Annotated in this window: 13 protein-coding genes; 11 read left to right on the top strand and 2 right to left on the bottom strand. The window is 47.0% G+C overall.

The window, feature by feature from the left end:
* Window positions 1-25: 25 nt before the first annotated feature.
* The 6 genes from BACHE_RS06850 to BACHE_RS06875 all read left to right on the top strand — a co-directional run bounded on the left by BACHE_RS06850 (window position 26) and on the right by BACHE_RS06875 (window position 7,887).
* Complete coding sequence (locus tag BACHE_RS06850; RefSeq protein WP_245530934.1) at window positions 26-1,138, top strand: imelysin family protein; 1,113 nt, start codon at window positions 26-28, stop codon at window positions 1,136-1,138.
* Between the two features lie 95 nt (window positions 1,139-1,233).
* Window positions 1,234-2,664, top strand: a complete 1,431-nt coding sequence (locus BACHE_RS06855; protein WP_013546967.1) for a di-heme oxidoredictase family protein — start codon at window positions 1,234-1,236, stop codon at window positions 2,662-2,664.
* A 36-nt stretch (window positions 2,665-2,700) separates the two neighbouring features.
* Window positions 2,701-3,915, top strand: coding sequence for a porin (locus BACHE_RS06860; RefSeq protein ID WP_013546968.1), 1,215 nt, complete (start codon window positions 2,701-2,703; stop codon window positions 3,913-3,915).
* Between the two features lie 32 nt (window positions 3,916-3,947).
* The gene (locus tag BACHE_RS06865; RefSeq protein ID WP_013546969.1) at window positions 3,948-4,658 is read left to right on the top strand and encodes a hypothetical protein; all 711 of its coding nucleotides are present in this window, start codon (window positions 3,948-3,950) and stop codon (window positions 4,656-4,658) included.
* Between the two features lie 21 nt (window positions 4,659-4,679).
* Entirely contained in the window at window positions 4,680-5,834 is a 1,155-nt protein-coding gene (locus tag BACHE_RS06870; RefSeq protein ID WP_013546970.1) for a Rid family hydrolase, read from the top strand.
* A gap of 19 nt (window positions 5,835-5,853) precedes the next feature.
* Window positions 5,854-7,887, top strand: coding sequence for a cytochrome c biogenesis protein CcsA (locus tag BACHE_RS06875; protein ID WP_013546971.1), 2,034 nt, complete (start codon window positions 5,854-5,856; stop codon window positions 7,885-7,887).
* Window positions 7,888-8,286: 399 nt separating this feature from the next.
* On the opposite strand, the gene BACHE_RS06880 is transcribed toward BACHE_RS06875, so the two are convergent.
* Together BACHE_RS06880 and BACHE_RS06885 are read right to left on the bottom strand one after the other, a co-directional pair.
* Window positions 8,287-8,904: a response regulator transcription factor gene (locus BACHE_RS06880; protein ID WP_013546972.1), complete on the bottom strand. Its 618-nt coding sequence runs from the start codon at window positions 8,902-8,904 to the stop codon at window positions 8,287-8,289.
* Window positions 8,894-9,598, bottom strand: a complete 705-nt coding sequence (locus tag BACHE_RS06885) for a hemerythrin domain-containing protein (protein ID WP_013546973.1) — start codon at window positions 9,596-9,598, stop codon at window positions 8,894-8,896. Before BACHE_RS06885 ends, BACHE_RS06880 begins: the two co-directional genes overlap by 11 nt.
* A gap of 216 nt (window positions 9,599-9,814) precedes the next feature.
* On the opposite strand from BACHE_RS06885, the gene BACHE_RS06890 reads away from it, so the two are divergent.
* The 5 genes from BACHE_RS06890 (at window position 9,815) to BACHE_RS06915 (ending at window position 17,574) form a co-directional block, all read left to right on the top strand.
* A complete protein-coding gene (locus BACHE_RS06890) occupies window positions 9,815-10,195 on the top strand; it encodes a BlaI/MecI/CopY family transcriptional regulator (RefSeq protein ID WP_013546974.1) in 381 nt (126 codons plus the stop codon).
* On the top strand, window positions 10,195-10,998 hold the full coding sequence (locus tag BACHE_RS06895) for a TlpA family protein disulfide reductase (protein WP_013546975.1): 804 nt from the start codon (window positions 10,195-10,197) through the stop codon (window positions 10,996-10,998). Before BACHE_RS06890 ends, BACHE_RS06895 begins: the two co-directional genes overlap by 1 nt.
* A gap of 64 nt (window positions 10,999-11,062) precedes the next feature.
* Window positions 11,063-12,733: a M56 family metallopeptidase gene (locus tag BACHE_RS06900; protein ID WP_013546976.1), complete on the top strand. Its 1,671-nt coding sequence runs from the start codon at window positions 11,063-11,065 to the stop codon at window positions 12,731-12,733.
* Between the two features lie 82 nt (window positions 12,734-12,815).
* Window positions 12,816-13,991 carry a TlpA disulfide reductase family protein gene (locus BACHE_RS06905; protein WP_013546977.1) on the top strand — a complete coding sequence of 392 codons (1,176 nt, stop codon included), beginning with the start codon at window positions 12,816-12,818 and terminating at the stop codon, window positions 13,989-13,991.
* 541 nt (window positions 13,992-14,532) lie between these two features.
* Entirely contained in the window at window positions 14,533-17,574 is a 3,042-nt protein-coding gene (locus BACHE_RS06915) for a SusC/RagA family TonB-linked outer membrane protein (RefSeq protein WP_013546978.1), read from the top strand.
* The last annotated feature ends 17 nt before the right edge of the window (window positions 17,575-17,591 follow it).

A 17,591-nucleotide genomic window follows, 5' to 3' on the forward strand; every position in this document is an offset into this window, starting at 1 on the left:
CTGTATGTTCGCGTTCGTAGTAGGGATGGCATCATGCAGTGATGACAAGGGTACTGACAACAGTGGCAGTGCGCCGGAAGAAGCGTTCTCCTGCATTGAACAGATTTTGGACGGCTGTATGGATATTGCCAATGAAGTAGGTGAAACCAAAATAGGTGAGCCGGTGAGCAAGTGGGCTACGGACCAGACAGCGGCTCTTTATTCCGTGGAGTCTTGGTACAGTTGGCACTCACGTGAGGATTACAGCAACAATATTTATTCCATCCGCAATGCTTATTATGGAACATTGGACGGTACGGTAGGAACCAATTCCCTGGCGAATTTGATTGCCAAAAATAATGCCTCATTGGATACGCAGGTAAGAAACGCCATCTCTGACGCAGTGGATGCCATTTTGGCTATTAAGTCTCCTTTCAGAAACAATATCAACAGCACTGAAGCAAGAACAGCCATGACTGCTTGCGCTGATTTGAATGACGTTTTGAAAGATTTGAAAGGCTATATCGAAAGAACAGCGGCTGTCAATACCAATGCCGTGCTCGACCCGATTATTGTTTCTTATGTGGATGTGGTTGTATTGCCTACTTATAATAGTTTGAAAGAGAAGAACGCCGCTCTTTATACAGCCGCTCAGAAATTCAATAGCACTCCGAGCAATGCCAACTTTGAAGCTGTTTGTGAGGCTTGGTTGGAAGCTCGCCAACCGTGGGAAACAAGCGAGGCTTTCCTCTTTGGTCCGGTAGATGCTTTGGGACTTGACCCGAACATGGACAGTTGGCCTTTAGACCAGAGTGCCATTGTCAATATCCTGAATTCAGGAAATTATGACGATTTGAACTGGAGCGACGGGGATAATAATGACAAAGTGGAAGCGGCACAGTCGGTACGCGGTTTCCATACATTGGAGTTCTTGGCTTTCAGAAACGGAGTGGCACGTACTTTGACTGATGTGGCAGACTCGAGCAATAGTGCAGACTTGGTATATACCTCTGCCAATGCTGCCAGTTGGGGTAACTACATGGTGCAAGTAGCTTATCTCTTGAAGTCCGATGCGGAAACTCTTTATAACAGTTGGAGTGTAAGCTATGAGGGTGGAGAAAGCTATGCGGCTAAATTCAAAAAGCATGTTGTTCAGTAAACCATCGCTTGGTATAATAAATGGAAGTGGAGGTGGATTTTTCCGTCTCTGCTTCTTTGTATGTCTATATAAATCGTTTTTAAGAACAGTTTAGAATGAATCGTTTGATAAAATATCTATTTGTAGCCTCTTGCCTGCCTCTGTTGTCGGCTTGCAAGGAAGAGGGGATTGATGTGGAGGATATATACATACCTTCCGGCTATGCTTTGTCGGCTGGCACATCGACTATCTTCACCCGTTCTTCTTTTGCGTATGATACCGATGCCGATTGGGTGAGTGGAGTGTATGGCACACGCTTTAATCAGGGGGATAAACTGTACGACGATGTGCGTACCAGCAGCAATGCCACCGGTGGCGGTCTCGGTCCTGTATATGCCGGTTATTCTTGCGGCAGTTGCCACCGCAATGCAGGACGCACCAAGCCGACCCTTTGGAGTGAGGGTGGCTCGGGAAGTTATGGCTTCTCGTCCATGCTGGTCTATATCAGCCGCAAGAACGGGGCATTCTTTCAGGATTACGGGCGTGTGCTCCACGACCAGGCTATTTATGGTGTAAAGCCCGAAGGTAAACTGAAAGTGGAATATGTATCCCGGCAATTCAGTTTCCCCGACGGAGAGACGTATGAATTGTGCAAGCCCGAATATACCATCACCGAGTGGTATGCGGACAGCATCAAGCCCGAAGACATGTTCTGCACCGTGCGCATCCCTTTGCGTCACGTAGGCATGGGGCAGATGATGGCGCTTGACCCCACGGAGATAGAGGCGCTTGCCGCCAAGAGCAATTACCCGGAGTATGGCATCAGCGGACGTTGCAACTACATCACGGAAAGAGGGGTGAGAAGTTTGGGCTTGTCGGGAAACAAGGCACAACATGCCGACTTGACGGTGGAACTGGGCTTCTCCAGCGATATGGGTGTAACCAACAGCCGTTATCCCGAAGAAATCTGTGAAGGACAGGCGCAAGTCAACCAAGGCAGTATGATGGGACTTTCGTATGCACAATTGGACATTTCGACGGCGGACATGGAGAATGTGGACCTCTACATGCAGAGTTTGGGAGTACCGGCACGGCGCAACGTCAATGACGCACAAGTGATAAAAGGTGAGCAGAAGTTCTACGAAGCCAAGTGCCACTTGTGCCACGTCACCACGCTGCATACCAAGGCACGCGGCACTACTTTGCTGAACGGCACGCAGTTGCCGTGGCTTGGCGGACAGACCATCCATCCTTATTCGGATTATCTGCTGCACGACATGGGCTCTGAAATCATGGGAGTAGGGCTGAATGATAACTATGTAAGTGGTCTGGCGCGCGGCAACGAATGGCGTACCACTCCGCTTTGGGGCATCGGCTTGCAAGAAACGGTGAACGGACATACCTACTTTCTGCACGACGGACGTGCCCGCAACCTGACCGAAGCAATCATGTGGCACGGAGGTGAGGGGGAAGCTTCCAAGAACCTTTTCAAGAACATGAGCAAGGAAGACAGGGCGGCACTGCTTGCTTTCCTGAATTCACTGTAACAACAACAACATTTTATACAAAACTAAAGAGAAGATATGAAGAAATTAATAATTTTGAGTGTGCTTGCCATGATAATGCCGTTAGCAGTCATGGCACAGCACGAGGAGGATAGTGAGAACGGTGTGGTTTCGCTTGCCGGACGTGAGGGATTTACCATCGAAACCAAGAAGGGTGACTTTGTATTCAAACCCTATCTGTTGGTGCAGACTTGCGCCAACTTCAATTGGTATGATGATGAAGGCTTGGACAAGGCATACAATCAGGACAATATAGCCAATTCGGGCTTCTCCATCCCTTATGCCGTACTCGGATTTACGGGTAAGGCTTTCGGTAAGGTTTCTTTCAACCTTTCCATGAATGCGGCCGCCAGTGGTGGCGCGTTGCTTCAGCAGGCGTGGTTCGACGTGCAGTTGAGCAAGAGTCTGGCACTCCGTGCGGGTAAGTTCAAGACACCTTTCTCCCATGCTTATCTCACCACGCTGGGCGAAACGTTGCTGCCGCAGTTGCCGCTTTCGCTGACTTCCTCGGTCATTCTGCCTTATTCATTGAACGCTGTAACGCCGAATATCGGTACGGGCTTTGACCTCGGTGTGGAAATACACGGGTTGGTGGCCGACAAGTTCGGCTATGAAGTGGGCTTGTTCAACGGTACGGGCGCATCTGTCAACACCGCCACCAAGACCATGAGTGATGACTGGCACATCCCTTCCTTGCTTTATTCCGGGCGTTTGACCTATATGCCCAAAGGCGTGATGCCCTCCACGCAAGGCAATCCCAACCGCTTGCATGAAGACAAGATACTTTTCGGCCTTTCAGGGTCCATCAACGTGGAGAGCGAGAACGAGAGTACCAATGATACCCGCGTGGGCGTGGAGTTTGCCATGATGAAGAACAAACTCTATCTGGCAGCCGAGGCTTACTATATGAATGTCGATTTTACCAAACGTCAGAAGATTAGTGACTCCTATAACTACATCGGCGGTTATGTGCAGGGTGGTTACTTTGTGGCTCCGCGTTTGCAGGCGGCTTTGCGCTATGACTTGTTCAACCGTAACGGAACGGGGGATGACGGTTTCCTGAACATGCCGGCGGTAGGTGTGAACTACTTCTTCAAGGGTTGCAACCTGAAACTGCAAGCTATGTACCAGTATGTGGCCCGCAGCGGACATGATACGCAGCTCGACCGTGATAATGATAACTTGGGATTGGCTACACACAGTGCCACCGTCATGTTGCAATATACTTTCTAAGAAACAAGTGTAGGAAAGAAAGGAAGAAAGATATGAAGAAATTAATTCTTATACTTGCTTTGTTGGTCACGATGTTTGCTTCTTGCGATGACGGAAGAATTTATGAGAAAACCGTTGTTGTTCCGGAAGAAGGTTTCACGTTAAAATTGACCGGAAACATCAGTGGTATCAGCAATTGGCCGGATAAGTATAGCGTGGTGATTGCGGGTTTCGGTGAAAATAGTGAATATGCAATTATTTCAAAGATAATCCCGGCTCCCTCTGTTGATGGTGGATCGGTGCAAGTCACCCTGTCAGGAATAGGTGATGATGTGACTACATTGGAACTTTGTGTCCTCAACCGTTTGAGGAAGCGCATCGTCTCTTACAAAACGTTGAATGACTTGACGGCTGATGCCGATACCATCTACATGGATGCGAGTACGGTGGATGTAGGTATGTATAGTACCATTCAGAACAAAGTGTTTAATGAAAATTGTGTAGGTTGCCACGGAAGAAGTAACTTTGCAGCGAAAAATTTATTCTTGACTGATGGAAAGAGTTACGATGCTTTGGTGAACCGGGCTTCCAATGTGGATACAGAAAAGTTGCTGGTTAGTCCGGGTAGTGCGCAAGAAAGTTTTTTGCACTTTGTACTGAATAGAAACGGAGATACCCAGCATGACCATGCGGATATTCTCTCTACCAAGACATCGCTGCTGACTCTGATTGATGACTGGATAGATGGTGGGGCAAAACAATAGAACTTTAATAGAAGATTGATTATGAACAACAATAGACAACAGTCGTACCGATCAAATAACACTATTGCCGAAATCTCTAAATATGAAGCAGATGGCGGTGTGTCCGAGTATCACGTAATGATACACTCCACCCATCCCGAAGCTACTTACGAGGAGCAATTGAAAGCGGTGGTGGATGCCTATTACCAACTGCGTGAGACGCAGTTGCACGGTGCTGTGGCTGTATTCAAACGCTATTTTCTAAGCGATGCTGCCAATCAGGCGGAACTGTTGCAGGCATTGACGGCGGAAACGACGGACTGTGCGCTCTCCATTGTGGAACAGCCACCGTTGAACGGAACAAAGATAGCGCTGTGGGCGTATCTGCAAACGAATGTGCAGACGCAGGTCTTGCATAACGGGCTTTTTGAGGTGAAGCACGGCAGTTACCGCCATTTGTGGGGAGGCGGAGCTTTCAACCGTGCCGCCAATTCGGAGTATCAGACGCGCTTGCTGCTCAACGACTACGTGATGCAACTCATGGAGCAGGGATGTAAGTTGGCTGACAACTGCATACGTACCTGGTTCTTCGTGCAGAACGTGGATGTGAACTATGCCGGAGTGGTGAAAGCGCGCAACGAGGTGTTTGTCACGCAGAATCTGACAGAGAAGACGCACTACATTGCCAGTACGGGCATCGGTGGCCGCCATGCCGACCCCAAGGTGGCGGTACAGATGGACACTTATGCCGTGGATGGCCTGAAGCCCGGACAAATCCATTATCTTTATGCGCCTGCCTATTTGAACCCTACGTATGAGTACGGTGTCAGTTTTGAGCGCGGTACTTATGTGGACTATGGTGACCGCCGCCAAGTATTTATCTCCGGCACGGCGAGCATCAACAACAAAGGTGAGGTGATGTATCCGGGCAATATCCGTAAGCAGACAGAGCGTATGTGGGAGAATGTGGAGGCGTTGCTGAAGGAAGCCGGCTGCACATTTTACGACATCGGGCAGATGATTGTGTATCTGCGTGATGTGGCGGACTATGCGGTGGTGAAAGCCATGTTCGATGAGCGTTTCCCCCATACGCCGAAGGTCTTCTTGTATGCGCCGGTCTGTCGTCCGGGCTGGCTGATAGAGATGGAGTGCATGGGGGTGAAGGCGCTTGAGAACAAAGAATTTGCTTCGTTTTAAAAATAAAGAACCTGTTACATTGAAACGATTTATCATCATAATATACGTCTGCCTCGCCTGTCTGCTTGCCATAGCCACATTTATGGAGCAGGCGCACGGGACGGACTTTGTGGAAAAGCACGTTTATCATACTTCCTGGTTTTGTTGTTTGTGGGGAGCTTTGGCTGCCATGACGGTTGTTGCCCTTGTCAGGCAACGGCTGTGGCGGCGTCTCCCGACGTTGTTGTTGCATGGCTCCTTCCTTGTGATTTTGGCGGGAGCCATGACTACGTTTCTTTGCGGCAGCAAAGGATACGTGCATCTCACGGTGGGCAGTGAGGTGAACAAGTATGTGGAGCAGGACGGCGGACGTATGTGTGATTTGCCGTTTACCCTGCGTTTAGACAGTTTCAGAGTGGAGTATTATCCGGGTACGGATGCACCGGCCGATTATGTCAGCTATATCCATGATGCAGTACCTGTATCTATGAATCATATTCTGTATCGCGAAGGTTTCCGCTTCTATCAGTCTTCATTTGACGAAGATATGCAAGGCAGTTGGCTGACGGTGAATTATGATCCTTGGGGAACGGGAATCACTTATACCGGATATGTTTTGTTGGGTGCTTCCATGCTTTGGATGCTCTTTAGCCGGAGAGGGGAATTTCGCAGGTTGCTCAGGCATCCGCTGCTGAAGAAGGGAGGAATGTTTGTATTGCTGCTTTGTCTGGCCGCTACGATGCAGGCGCAGAAAAGGAGTCTCCCGGCACTGGCGCGCGGTCAGGCGGACAGCCTTGCCTCCCGGCAGGTGATTTATCAGGACCGCGTGGTTCCTTTCAATACCCTTGCGCGTGATTTTGTGCTGAAGCTTACCGGAGCATCTTCTTATGCAGGGATGACGCCCGAACAGGTGGTTGGCGGGTGGCTTTTACGTCCGGAAGTGTGGCAGAACGAACCGATGATTTATATAAAGAGTGCCGAACTTCGTGCTAAGCTTCATCTGCCGACGCCGTACGCACGTCTTGCTGATTTGTTTGACGGGCAGAAGTATCGTTTGCAGGAGTTCTGGAAGGGGACGCCGGATCTTCATCGGAAAATGACTCCTTTGGAAAAGGCTGTTGCGGAGGCGGATGAAAAAGTGGGGCTGATATTGATGCTCCAAAACGGCACGCTGATCCGTCCTTTGCCTCAAGACGGAAGCGTAAAGCCACTCTCCGGCTTCCAGGTGCATGCCGAGCTGCTGTACAACCGCATTCCTTTCAGCCGGTTGCTGTTCATGTTCAACCTTGTGGTCGGTCTGTTGTCATTCTTTTATCTGTTGTATTGCGGTTTGCGCCGTTCGGCCGGTGGGGTGGGGGAAGCTTCTTTGTCTTTCTTTTTTCCGGTCAATGTCTCTCTCTCCATAGCCCTGTATGGAGCTTTTCTCTTTCAGCTTTTCGGCTATTCTTTGCGATGGTATATCGGTGGGCGCATTCCGTTGAGCAATGGTTATGAGACGATGCACTTCCTGTCGTTGTGCACGCTGTTTCTGGCGTGTCTGCTCCGCAGGCGCTTTCCGTTCACGTTGCCTTTCGGCTTTTTGCTGTCAGGTTTTGCTTTGCTGGTGGCCTATCTGGGGCAGATGAATCCTCAGATCACCCCCTTGATGCCGGTACTTGTTTCGCCGTGGCTCAGCATGCATGTGTCGTTGATAATGATGTCATACGCACTGTTTGCTTTTATGTTGCTTAACGGAATACTGGCTTTGTGCCTCCGCCCTTCTGCAAGGATGCTGATGCTGCTCAGCCGCCTTCTGCTCTATCCTGCCGTGTTCTTTTTGGGAGCCGGCATTTTTATGGGTGCGATATGGGCCAACATCTCATGGGGGCGTTACTGGGCATGGGATCCGAAAGAGGTGTGGGCGCTGGTCACGTTCATGGTCTATGGAATGGCGTTTCATGTGCAAAGTCTGCGCATCTTCCGCAAGCCGCTATTCTTCCATGTCTTTATGATTGCTGCCTTTCTCACGGTTCTGATGACTTATTTTGGAGTGAATTATGTATTGGGTGGCATGCACAGTTATGCCAATTCCTGACTTTCTTGGTGGTTTTACCTATTTATGATGACAGACTTTTCCCATTATACCTAATTTGAGCGATTGCAGCATATCTGCCGATGCCGTATCTTTGCAACATCAGATTTGAATGAATTAGTTAGTCATAATTACGTAACCACTTTTATGAAAATAAAAGATTCCCCGCTTTCCGATGTGATATCGTGAAGCGGGGATTTTGTGTATGTGAGGTGCTTGCCTGAACATTGCTTGCAAGGCTTTTCCGCATTGCTTGCAAAGTTCTGTACATTAGGCGTTAAAGTTCCAAAGAATAAGGGTGAAACTCTGTTCGCAGTGCGCGAACGGACAAACGCAGCGCGCGGATACATATTCGCAATGTGCAAATACTTATCCGCGCGCCGTGAATATAGGAGCCGGAGGCTATAATGTATCTTTTATGTCACTTAGCTCTACCAATTTGTTCACGATGGCATAGATTGTAAGTCCTGCGGGAGAATGTATCTGCAACTTGCGTGCGATGTTGCGCCGGTGCGTGATGACGGTATGGATGGAGAGATACAACTTGTCTGCAATGGCCTTGTTGGTCATTCCCTTCACTACGCAGGTGATGATTTCCCTTTCACGCTGGCTGAGGCATTCTTGCTCATTGTCCTTTTCTTCCTCTTCTTCCTCTGTGTGCAGCAAATGGTTTATTTTGGAGGTGATACTGTCCACATCGTCACAGATGGCAAAGTTCTCGTCATATTCTTTCAGGGTATTGTTGTCTATGACGGAACATACCAATGCGATGTATCTAATGCCGGATTTTTTGTTTTCCGCCTTGAAAGCGCTTAAATCAAACCATCCGCCAAAAGTCGGATTTACGATGATAATGTCAGCCGGATGCATGTGGATGTAATTCTGCAACGACTCCGGCGAAGAGACTTCAATGGGGTGTGCATTCAGGTTCGGGATGCGCTTCAGCACAGCCGTGAGCCCGCTGCGGATAATGACCGAAGTTTCTGCGACGACAATCTTCAAGGAAGTATTATTGTTCATTTTTCAGTGTCCTTTCTATTTGGGCTACGGCAGGAACAAACATGTAATCTTCTACCTGGCAGTGAGTGGCGAGGTCTTGTTCGCAATTGAAGATGTCGAACAGGACGGCATTCAGCAGATTGTTGTTTTCTTTTTCAGGGTAGTATTTGATGATGATACTTTTCAGTTCCGTAAGCTTAGTCTCTATCTGGTTGTGCTTGCTGGCAAAAGTGGCGATATTGTAATCCTCGGACAGACGGCCTTGCAACAGTTGTTCCACGTAGGTAAATACGGCTCTGTTTTCATATTCCATGTGGCGGCGCACTTCCTTGGCATATTCGTCGAAGAATTTCAGTATGAGGAAGGCTACGTCGTTGCTGTTTGAGCAGTCGATGGCTTCAATCAGCTTGCGGCGTATGGCCGGCAGGTTGAATTCAAGGAAATATACGTGGGCGCTTTTCAGATATTCCATCAGGGCGGGGATGGAGAAATCGCTTTCATGCCCGTTGTAGGAATACTGTTCTTCACTGATGAAGTTGGCCACTGCGAGGAAGGTGGAACAGTCCACCCCCTGTGCCTGGCAGACGTCCTTCACACTTTTGTCTCCGAACCCCAACGACAATCCGAAGCGGCTCATCACCATCAGTAGGGAGTAATTGTCGCAGATGAGGTCACTCATCTTGTCTGTGGCACGGTACTTATGTTGTTCATTCATTGTGGATTATTGCTTTAAATTCTCTAATTCGGGTGCAAAGTAAGGGCTTTTTGTCGAGATGTGCAATCCCTATTTATAGGTATTCTTTCTCTCCCTCGTATGCCTTGGCCAATAGGGAGTGTATAACTAAACTAAAAGCTTTAGTTCTATTTAACGATAAATATTAGTTTATGAACTATTTTATTTAGTTATTTGTGGCAAAATAAAGAGAAAATTATGAAAAGGTTGACTGCAAAAGAAGAAGAACTCATGAACTTTTTCTGGAAAAAAGGCCCGTTGTTTGTAAAGGAGATACTGCCGTTCTATGAGGAGCCGAGGCCGCACTTCAATACACTTTCCACTATTGTCAGAGGTTTGGAGGAGAAGGGATTCCTGAGCCATAATACCTATGGAAATACTTATCAGTATTATGCCGTGGTGAGCGAGGAGGCTTTTCGCAAGCGGACGCTGAAGAACGTGATCAGCAAGTATTTCAATAACTCATATCTCAGTGCGGTGTCGTCATTGGTCAAAGAAGAAGACATATCGCTGGAGGAGTTGAAACAACTGATACAGGAAGTGGAAAAAGAACATTTAAGTGACAGACAGATACGATAATGAAACGAATCTTATTTCTCTTGATCATGCTGTGCAGCCTGTCGGCGTTGGATTTTGCACAGATTCCTGACGGGATGCCCCTTAAGATAGAAGCCCAAACAAACGCAACTCCGAAACCTGCAAAGGATATGGTTATAGTCAACGGTGTTTTCTTCTCCGAGATGCCGCCCCGTATCAAGTATGAGGTGCTTGATGTCCATCTTTATAAAGACAAAGACGGACATAGCATACCTTTTTATTACTGGGATGGCACGCTTCAGGAAGAAGATATGAAGTATGCTTTGCCTGCCGATGAGGTGGAAGGCGCGGAGGAACTGCTGGCGATATATCGCAATCCCGATATAAAGAAAATCAGAATGCAGGAACAAAAGCCTAAAGAACTTCTGCTGAAGGTGGGTGACAGTTTGGGAGATTTCAGCGTACAAGATGCGTCGGGCCGGCAGTGGACACAGAGGGAAACTTTGGGAAAGCCGTTGGTGCTGAACTTCTGGTACACAGGTTGCGGTCCCTGCATTATGGAAATGCCCGAACTGAGTACATGGCTGGATATTTGTCCTGACGCGAATTATTTTGCCGTTACTTGGAACACAGCCGACCAGATCAGGAAAATAGTAGCCAACAAGCGTTTCCTTTTTACGCAGATAGTCGGTGATGAAGTGCTTTGGAAGCGTATGGGAGTGGAACAGACACCTACAACGGTGCTGGTTGACAAGAAGGGGATTGTCCGTAAGGTGGAAATCGGTACTAATGAACGTAAACGCAAGGAATTGCTGGAATGTCTGAAGGAGTTGGTGAAGGAATGAAACACGGAAGTTCTGCAGATGTGCCTTTGTTGTCCGATAATGAAAACTCAAAATGACGTAGTTTATGGGATTATTCTTCGTATATATACTCAAGTCTTCTGTCTGTCTGGCGGCATTTTACTTGTTTTACCGCTTGCTGCTGGCCAGGGAAACGTTTCATCGCTTCAACCGTTTTGCTCTGTTAGGGCTGTTGCTGCTCTCGTACCTGCTTCCTCTGGCAGAGGTCAGCATACGGAAACCTGTCGAAGTGCATCAGACGATACTGACACTGGAACAACTGCTGATGATGGCCGACACCGCGACCGAAACGGCAGATGCGGTCCAAAGGCCGCCGGTGACCGGGGCGGAGGGCATATTGCTGCTCTATGTGGCGGGCATAGTATTCTTTGTTCTTTGCAACCTTTATTCGTTGCTACGCTTGTCATTGCTGTTGAAGTCATGCCATCGTGAGGACATCGGACATTATCTGCCCTGTGGAAAGAATGCTGTGCTGTTGGTGCACGGGCAAGATATCGCACCTTTCAGTTGGATGAAGTTCATTGTCGTTTCGCGGAAGGATCTTGACGAGAACGGTCGTGAGATACTGTTGCACGAATGGGCGCATATCTGCCGGCATCACTCATGGGATCTGCTACTGGCGGATATCTGTATCTTTTTCCAATGGTTTAATCCGGCATCATGGCTGCTGAAGCAGGAATTGCAGAATATCCATGAATACGAGGCTGACGAAACAGTAATAAAAGGAGGAGTCAATGCCAAGCAATATCAATTATTATTAATAAAAAAAGCCGTTGGCACAAGGCTCTACTCTATGGCCAACAGCTTTAATCACAGTTCACTTAAAAAACGTATCACTATGATGTTAAAAGAAAAATCAAATCCGTGGGCACGTCTGAAGTACCTTTATGTGCTTCCGTTGGCAGCGATTGCAGTCACTGCCTTTGCCCGTCCCGAAGTCTCCGAGAAGACAGAGAGCTTTTCGGCCGTCAAAGTTAATGATTTGGCGGAAATTATAGAAGCAAAAGCGGTGGAAAGTGTATTGCCGGAAGATACATTGAGGCCGAAGTTAGTACCGGTGCTGGTTGACAGAGCCGATTCTGTTATTGTGATAGGCTATAAAACCGAAGGGAAAATTCTTACAGTTGTGAACGAAAACGACGGCACGTTTGATGCTGCACCCGAATTCCCCGGAGGCATGTCCGGGATAATGGAGTATCTTGGCAAAAACATCCGTTACCCTAAAGTCGCTCAAGAGGCGGGAGCGCAAGGGCGTGTCGTAGTGCAGATGATTATTGACGAGGAAGGCAATGTCACTTATCCGGAAGTGGTTAATTCGGCCGGGGCTGAACTTGATGCCGAGGCTGTCCGTGTAGTAAGTGCCATGCCGAAGTGGAAGCCGGCGATGCGTGAAGGAAAGGCGGTCAGTACAAAATTTACGATACCGGTCATTTTTAGGTTGCCAGACTTTAAGATACCGGTCACGCTTAGGTTTCAAGGAAAAGAAGAATCGGCTTCGCCGCTTGTCATCATTGATGGCAAAGAAGTGGAAGGCGGTTATCTGAAAGCTCTTGATGCGGATAAGATAGCAAGCATATCTGTGCTGAAGGGGGAATCGGCCGTTGAAGTCTATGGCGAGAAGGGAAAGAACGGGGTGATTCTTGTTGACCTGAAGAAACCGGCCGTTTCTGCTGGTGCGGCGGCTGATGCCGTGAATGGCAAATCGGTAGATGAGTAGGGAGAAACTGTAAAAAACAAAAGTTCTATAATGTGTGTGTAAAAGAAAACATTACTTTTGCACACACATAACAATAAATATCATGAAAAAGAAACACCTATTATCCGTAGGAATCTTTCTGTTGGCTTTACCTTTTCAGGCACAGGAAAAATGCTCCATTCAAGGAACAGTAAAAGGATTGCCGGACGGCACTGTCTTGACCCTCTCAAGAAAAAACGGAAGAGTGATGGAGAATGTGGCTGTTGACACAGTACGAAACAGTACCTTTCTTTTCAATATAGAGCCGGCAAACCAACAAACCGAACGGATAATGCTGATGGGAAAAGGAGATGGATTCCCCAATACATGGTTGGATATCTACATCGCCCCCCGGCAATCCGTCAAAGTAAGCGGCAGCAATAAACTGCTGCGTACATGGATTGTGGAGAGTGCCATCCCCGAACAGCAATACCAAAATCAGTTTATCAATGCCACCCGCAAGGATATGGACGTACAACAATCTCTTCAAGCTGTCACCTGTGCCTTATGGAATAGAGTAGACCATTCGGAATCGGCGGATGAAAAAGCGGCTTTGAGAGATAGCATACGCAACGTATTGCATCCACAAACGGATTCCATTCAGAGGCTCATCGTGAAAGAAGAAATCCGGATTATGAAAGATATGCCCATAAATGACGCTTGGATAGACAGGATGGAAACTTTCAGCGCTTTCGTCTCTTTTGGAGCAGATTTCCCCTATACAGAGGAAGTGCGTGCACTTTATCAAAGAATGCCTTCCGAGCTTCGTGAGACGGAGATTGGCAAACAAATCACCACTCAATTATATCCCCCAAAGACGGTCAAAGTAGGGGATGCGCTGGTAGATGCCGACTTGTTTGATTTGCAAGGAACGATACACCATCTTTCGGACTACAAAGGGAAGTATTTGCTGCTTGATTTCTGGAGTTATGGTTGTGGCCCGTGCCGCATGGCAATGCCCGAAATGAAGGAAATGGCAGAAGCTTGGAAAGACGATCTGGTAATTGTGAGTATCAGTACCGACAGTAAATCTTTATGGGAAAAAGCTTCGGAAGCGGAAAAAATGACTTGGGTAAATGTCAATGATTTGAAAGGTACTAACGGTATCTATATGCACTATGGCATCAGGGGTATTCCTCATTATGTCATCATTTCACCGGAAGGAAAACTACTGCACGTATGGTCTGGATATGGGCAAGGAATTATCCGGGCCAAACTGAAAGAATGGGTGAAGAAATAAAGAACCCAATAAGAAAATGGAGGCTGTTTCATTCCGATCTATATATCTCGCTGACAAGGTCTTTTGTTATAAGCAGGGAATGGGGACTGACCGGTATCTTAATTGGGAAAAATTGTATAATGCGGAACGGACGGGATATATGCAGAAGTTAGCTCCCTCCGAAGGAGAAATTTTCAGACATTCATTGCTTGCATTAGAAAGATGGCGGAAGCAAAGGAATATACCCAAAAAGGAATTGCGGGAACTTTACTTCATTCTGGAACAGCTTGCTCTGTCTGCTTTTAATAATGTTTTATAGTAGCTTTGATTCACGTCTGTTACTTGCTGCTTTTCGGTTCCAATAATCGCTACCTTTAGCTCTAATAATGGTTAAGTTGCTTCATTTGTTGATTTGTGCACTTGTTTTTAGTGATTTGTGTACCTTCATTTGTTGGTATTGATTTAATTTTGTCGGCATAAGTTAATTGACTTTAAGAAAAGGATGCACTACAAATATCGTTTTCTATGTCGATTGAATAACCAATTAAATTAATCATTTATTATGAAGAAACATCAATCTTTAGGGCAATGTTTTTCTACCCAGTGGCGCAAACAACTTATGTTGGCATTAGGGGCGGGTACTTTGCTCTGTACGGGGCTGAACGCTTCAACTTATGAAACTATTGCAAACGATGAAATTAATTTTGTTCAACAGCAAGCACAGAATGTGAAAGGGATTGTTGTGGACAAGACGGGAGAGCCGATTATCGGTGCAACAGTTCTTTCTAAAACTGCTGGTGGCCAAAATGGTACTGTTACCGATTTGGACGGGCGTTTTTCTTTGTCGGTTCCGGCGAATTCCACTCTGACAGTCTCTTTCATAGGATATACTACGATCAATGTAAAAGTGGAAGGACAAAAGGAACTCAGAATCGTTCTTGAAGAAGATTCCAAAACTTTGGACGAAGTTATTGTTGTGGGTTATGGTGCAGTGAAGAAAGCCGATTTGGCCGGTTCTGTATCGGTGATGGACAATAAAGCATTCCGTGACCAGCCTGTCACTCAGGTGTCTCAGACATTGCAGGGACGTGTGGCAGGTGTGCAGGTGGATAATTCGGGAGCTCCCGGAGGTGCGGTGAAGATTCGTGTGCGCGGTTCTTCTTCCATCAACCGCAGCAACGATCCGCTTTATGTTGTGGATGGCATAGTCCGTGAAAACGGCCTGACGGGTATCAATCCCGACGACATTCAGTCCATGCAGGTGCTGAAGGACGCTTCTTCTACTGCTATCTACGGCTCCCGTGGTTCCAACGGTGTCATTCTGATTACCACCAAGACCGGTAAAGTCAACCAGAAAGTGATTTCTTTGGACGCATCGGTGGGCATCGGCAGCGTGTATAAACAATATGACGTACTGGATGCCTATGAATATGCCACAGCCTATCGTGAGGCTATGAATCCCAATGCCTTTACGGAAGCGGAAATGGCGGGATATAAGAATGGCACACAGGGCATCAACTGGCATAACGAACTGTTCCGTACGGGCATTACTGAAAATTATAAATTGGCTATCTCCGACGGTAATGAAAAGACTCAATATTATTTGTCTGCCAACTACATGAATCAGAAAGGTTTGATTTACGGGTCCAATGACAAGCGTTATCAGGTAAGAGGCAACATTACGTCCGATGTGACTCCTTGGCTTCACTTGACGGCTGATGTCAATGTATCGCACGGAGTTACCAACACTGTGGATACCGGGGCCGGTGGAGGAAATATTGTATTGCTGAGCAACATTTATTCGCCCACCATGGAGATGATGGATGCCAACGGAAATTATAATAGAGATCCTTATAACTCTATCCAGGACAATCCGAAAGGAGTGGTGACATTGCAGGCCGGTGAATCATTGAAAAACTATGTGAACGGTATGATCGACTTGCGTTTTAAGATTCTTCCCGGATTGACTTTCTCTACCACCAACGGCGTTGATTATTACGATGGAAAGGGGTATTCTTACGCTACAATCCGTGTGTTTACCACCAGTTCAGCCGCCAATAATGACAATTATCACATGATGTTGCAAAGCTCTAACAATTTGACTTATACCGGTAAATGGGGCAAGCATGGCCTGACTGCAACCGGTGTTTGGGAGGCTTCACAGGCAGAATACAGATCAATCAATGCTTCTACCAAGAATTTGGCGGTAGAAAGTGTAGGGTGGTGGAATCTGGGCATTGGGTCCAATCCTTCGGTAGGCAACAGTTATAGCAAGTGGACATTGCTTTCCGGTGTAGGCCGTGCTATGTATAACTACGATGACAAGTATTTGGTAACCGGTACTATCCGTGCCGATGGTTCTTCTAAGTTCAGCAAAAATAAATGGGGGTACTTCCCTTCGGTAGCTGTGGCCTGGAACATGAGCAATGAGGAGTTCATGAAGGATCAGCAAGCTGTTCAGAATGTGAAAATTCGTGCCAGTTATGGTGTTGTCGGCAGCCAGGCCATTGGCTCTTATAGTACACTAGGCTTGTTGAGTGGCACTAATACTTACTTTGGAGGTACACAGCAGTATGCCGGTTACTGGTCTTCTTCACTGGCCACGCCGGATGTAACTTGGGAGAAGACAAAACAACTCGACTTGGGCTTTGAGGTGTCTTTGTTTAACAGACGTCTGGATATATCTTTCGACTACTTCAACCGCCGTACGGACAATGCTTTGTTACAGAAAACTATTCCTAACTACAATGGTGGCGGTAGCTATTGGGTGAATGCCGGCGAAATCAGCAACAAGGGTATTGATTTGAGCTTGACTGGTCGTATCATTGACGGCAAGGACTTCAATTGGAACTCTACTTTGAATCTGACTTATTTGAAGAATAAGGTAGTCTCTTTATCCGGTGACGACTTTATTTCCGGCACTACCCCTGCTTCCGGTCTTGTGACAGAGGTGAACCGGGTTATCCCCGGTGAATCCATCGGTGCTTTCTATGGTTATGTTTGGACAGGCATTGACAGCAAGGGAGATAATGTTTATGAAGACTTGGATGGTGATAAAGAAATCACTTCCGCCGACCGTAAAGTGATAGGTAAATCTACACCGGATGTGACTCTCGGATGGAATAATCAGATCTCCTGGAAGAATTGGGATCTGAATATCTTTATGAGTGGAGCTTTTGGTGCTAAGAAACTCAACTTGGTACGTTTCGAGATGGCTTCTCAAGTGGGACCCTCTAAGTTCATCACTCTGAAAGATGCTTATTATAAAGGATTCGATAAGATGGGAGCAGGTGCGGAATATGCGTCTTTGACCAGTTCTACAAATGTCACTCGCGGTGAATCTACGCAGTGGCTGGAGAAGGCGGACTATGTACGCATGGAGAACATTACCTTGGCTTATAATTTCTCCAGAAAGATTACAAAATTTGCAGATATCAGACTTTATGTCAGTGCACAGAATTTGTTCACTATCACCGGATATAAAGGGATGGACCCTGCAAGCACATCCTTTTCTTCCGCCAATGTGGATGTAAACAATGGCATTGACCTGGGTGCTTATCCTACTCCCAGAACATTTACTTTTGGAGTAAAACTGAATTTCTAAAACATCTAAACAGACTA

It is taken from the genome of Bacteroides helcogenes P 36-108 (assembly GCF_000186225.1).
Taxonomy (GTDB): domain Bacteria; phylum Bacteroidota; class Bacteroidia; order Bacteroidales; family Bacteroidaceae; genus Bacteroides; species Bacteroides helcogenes.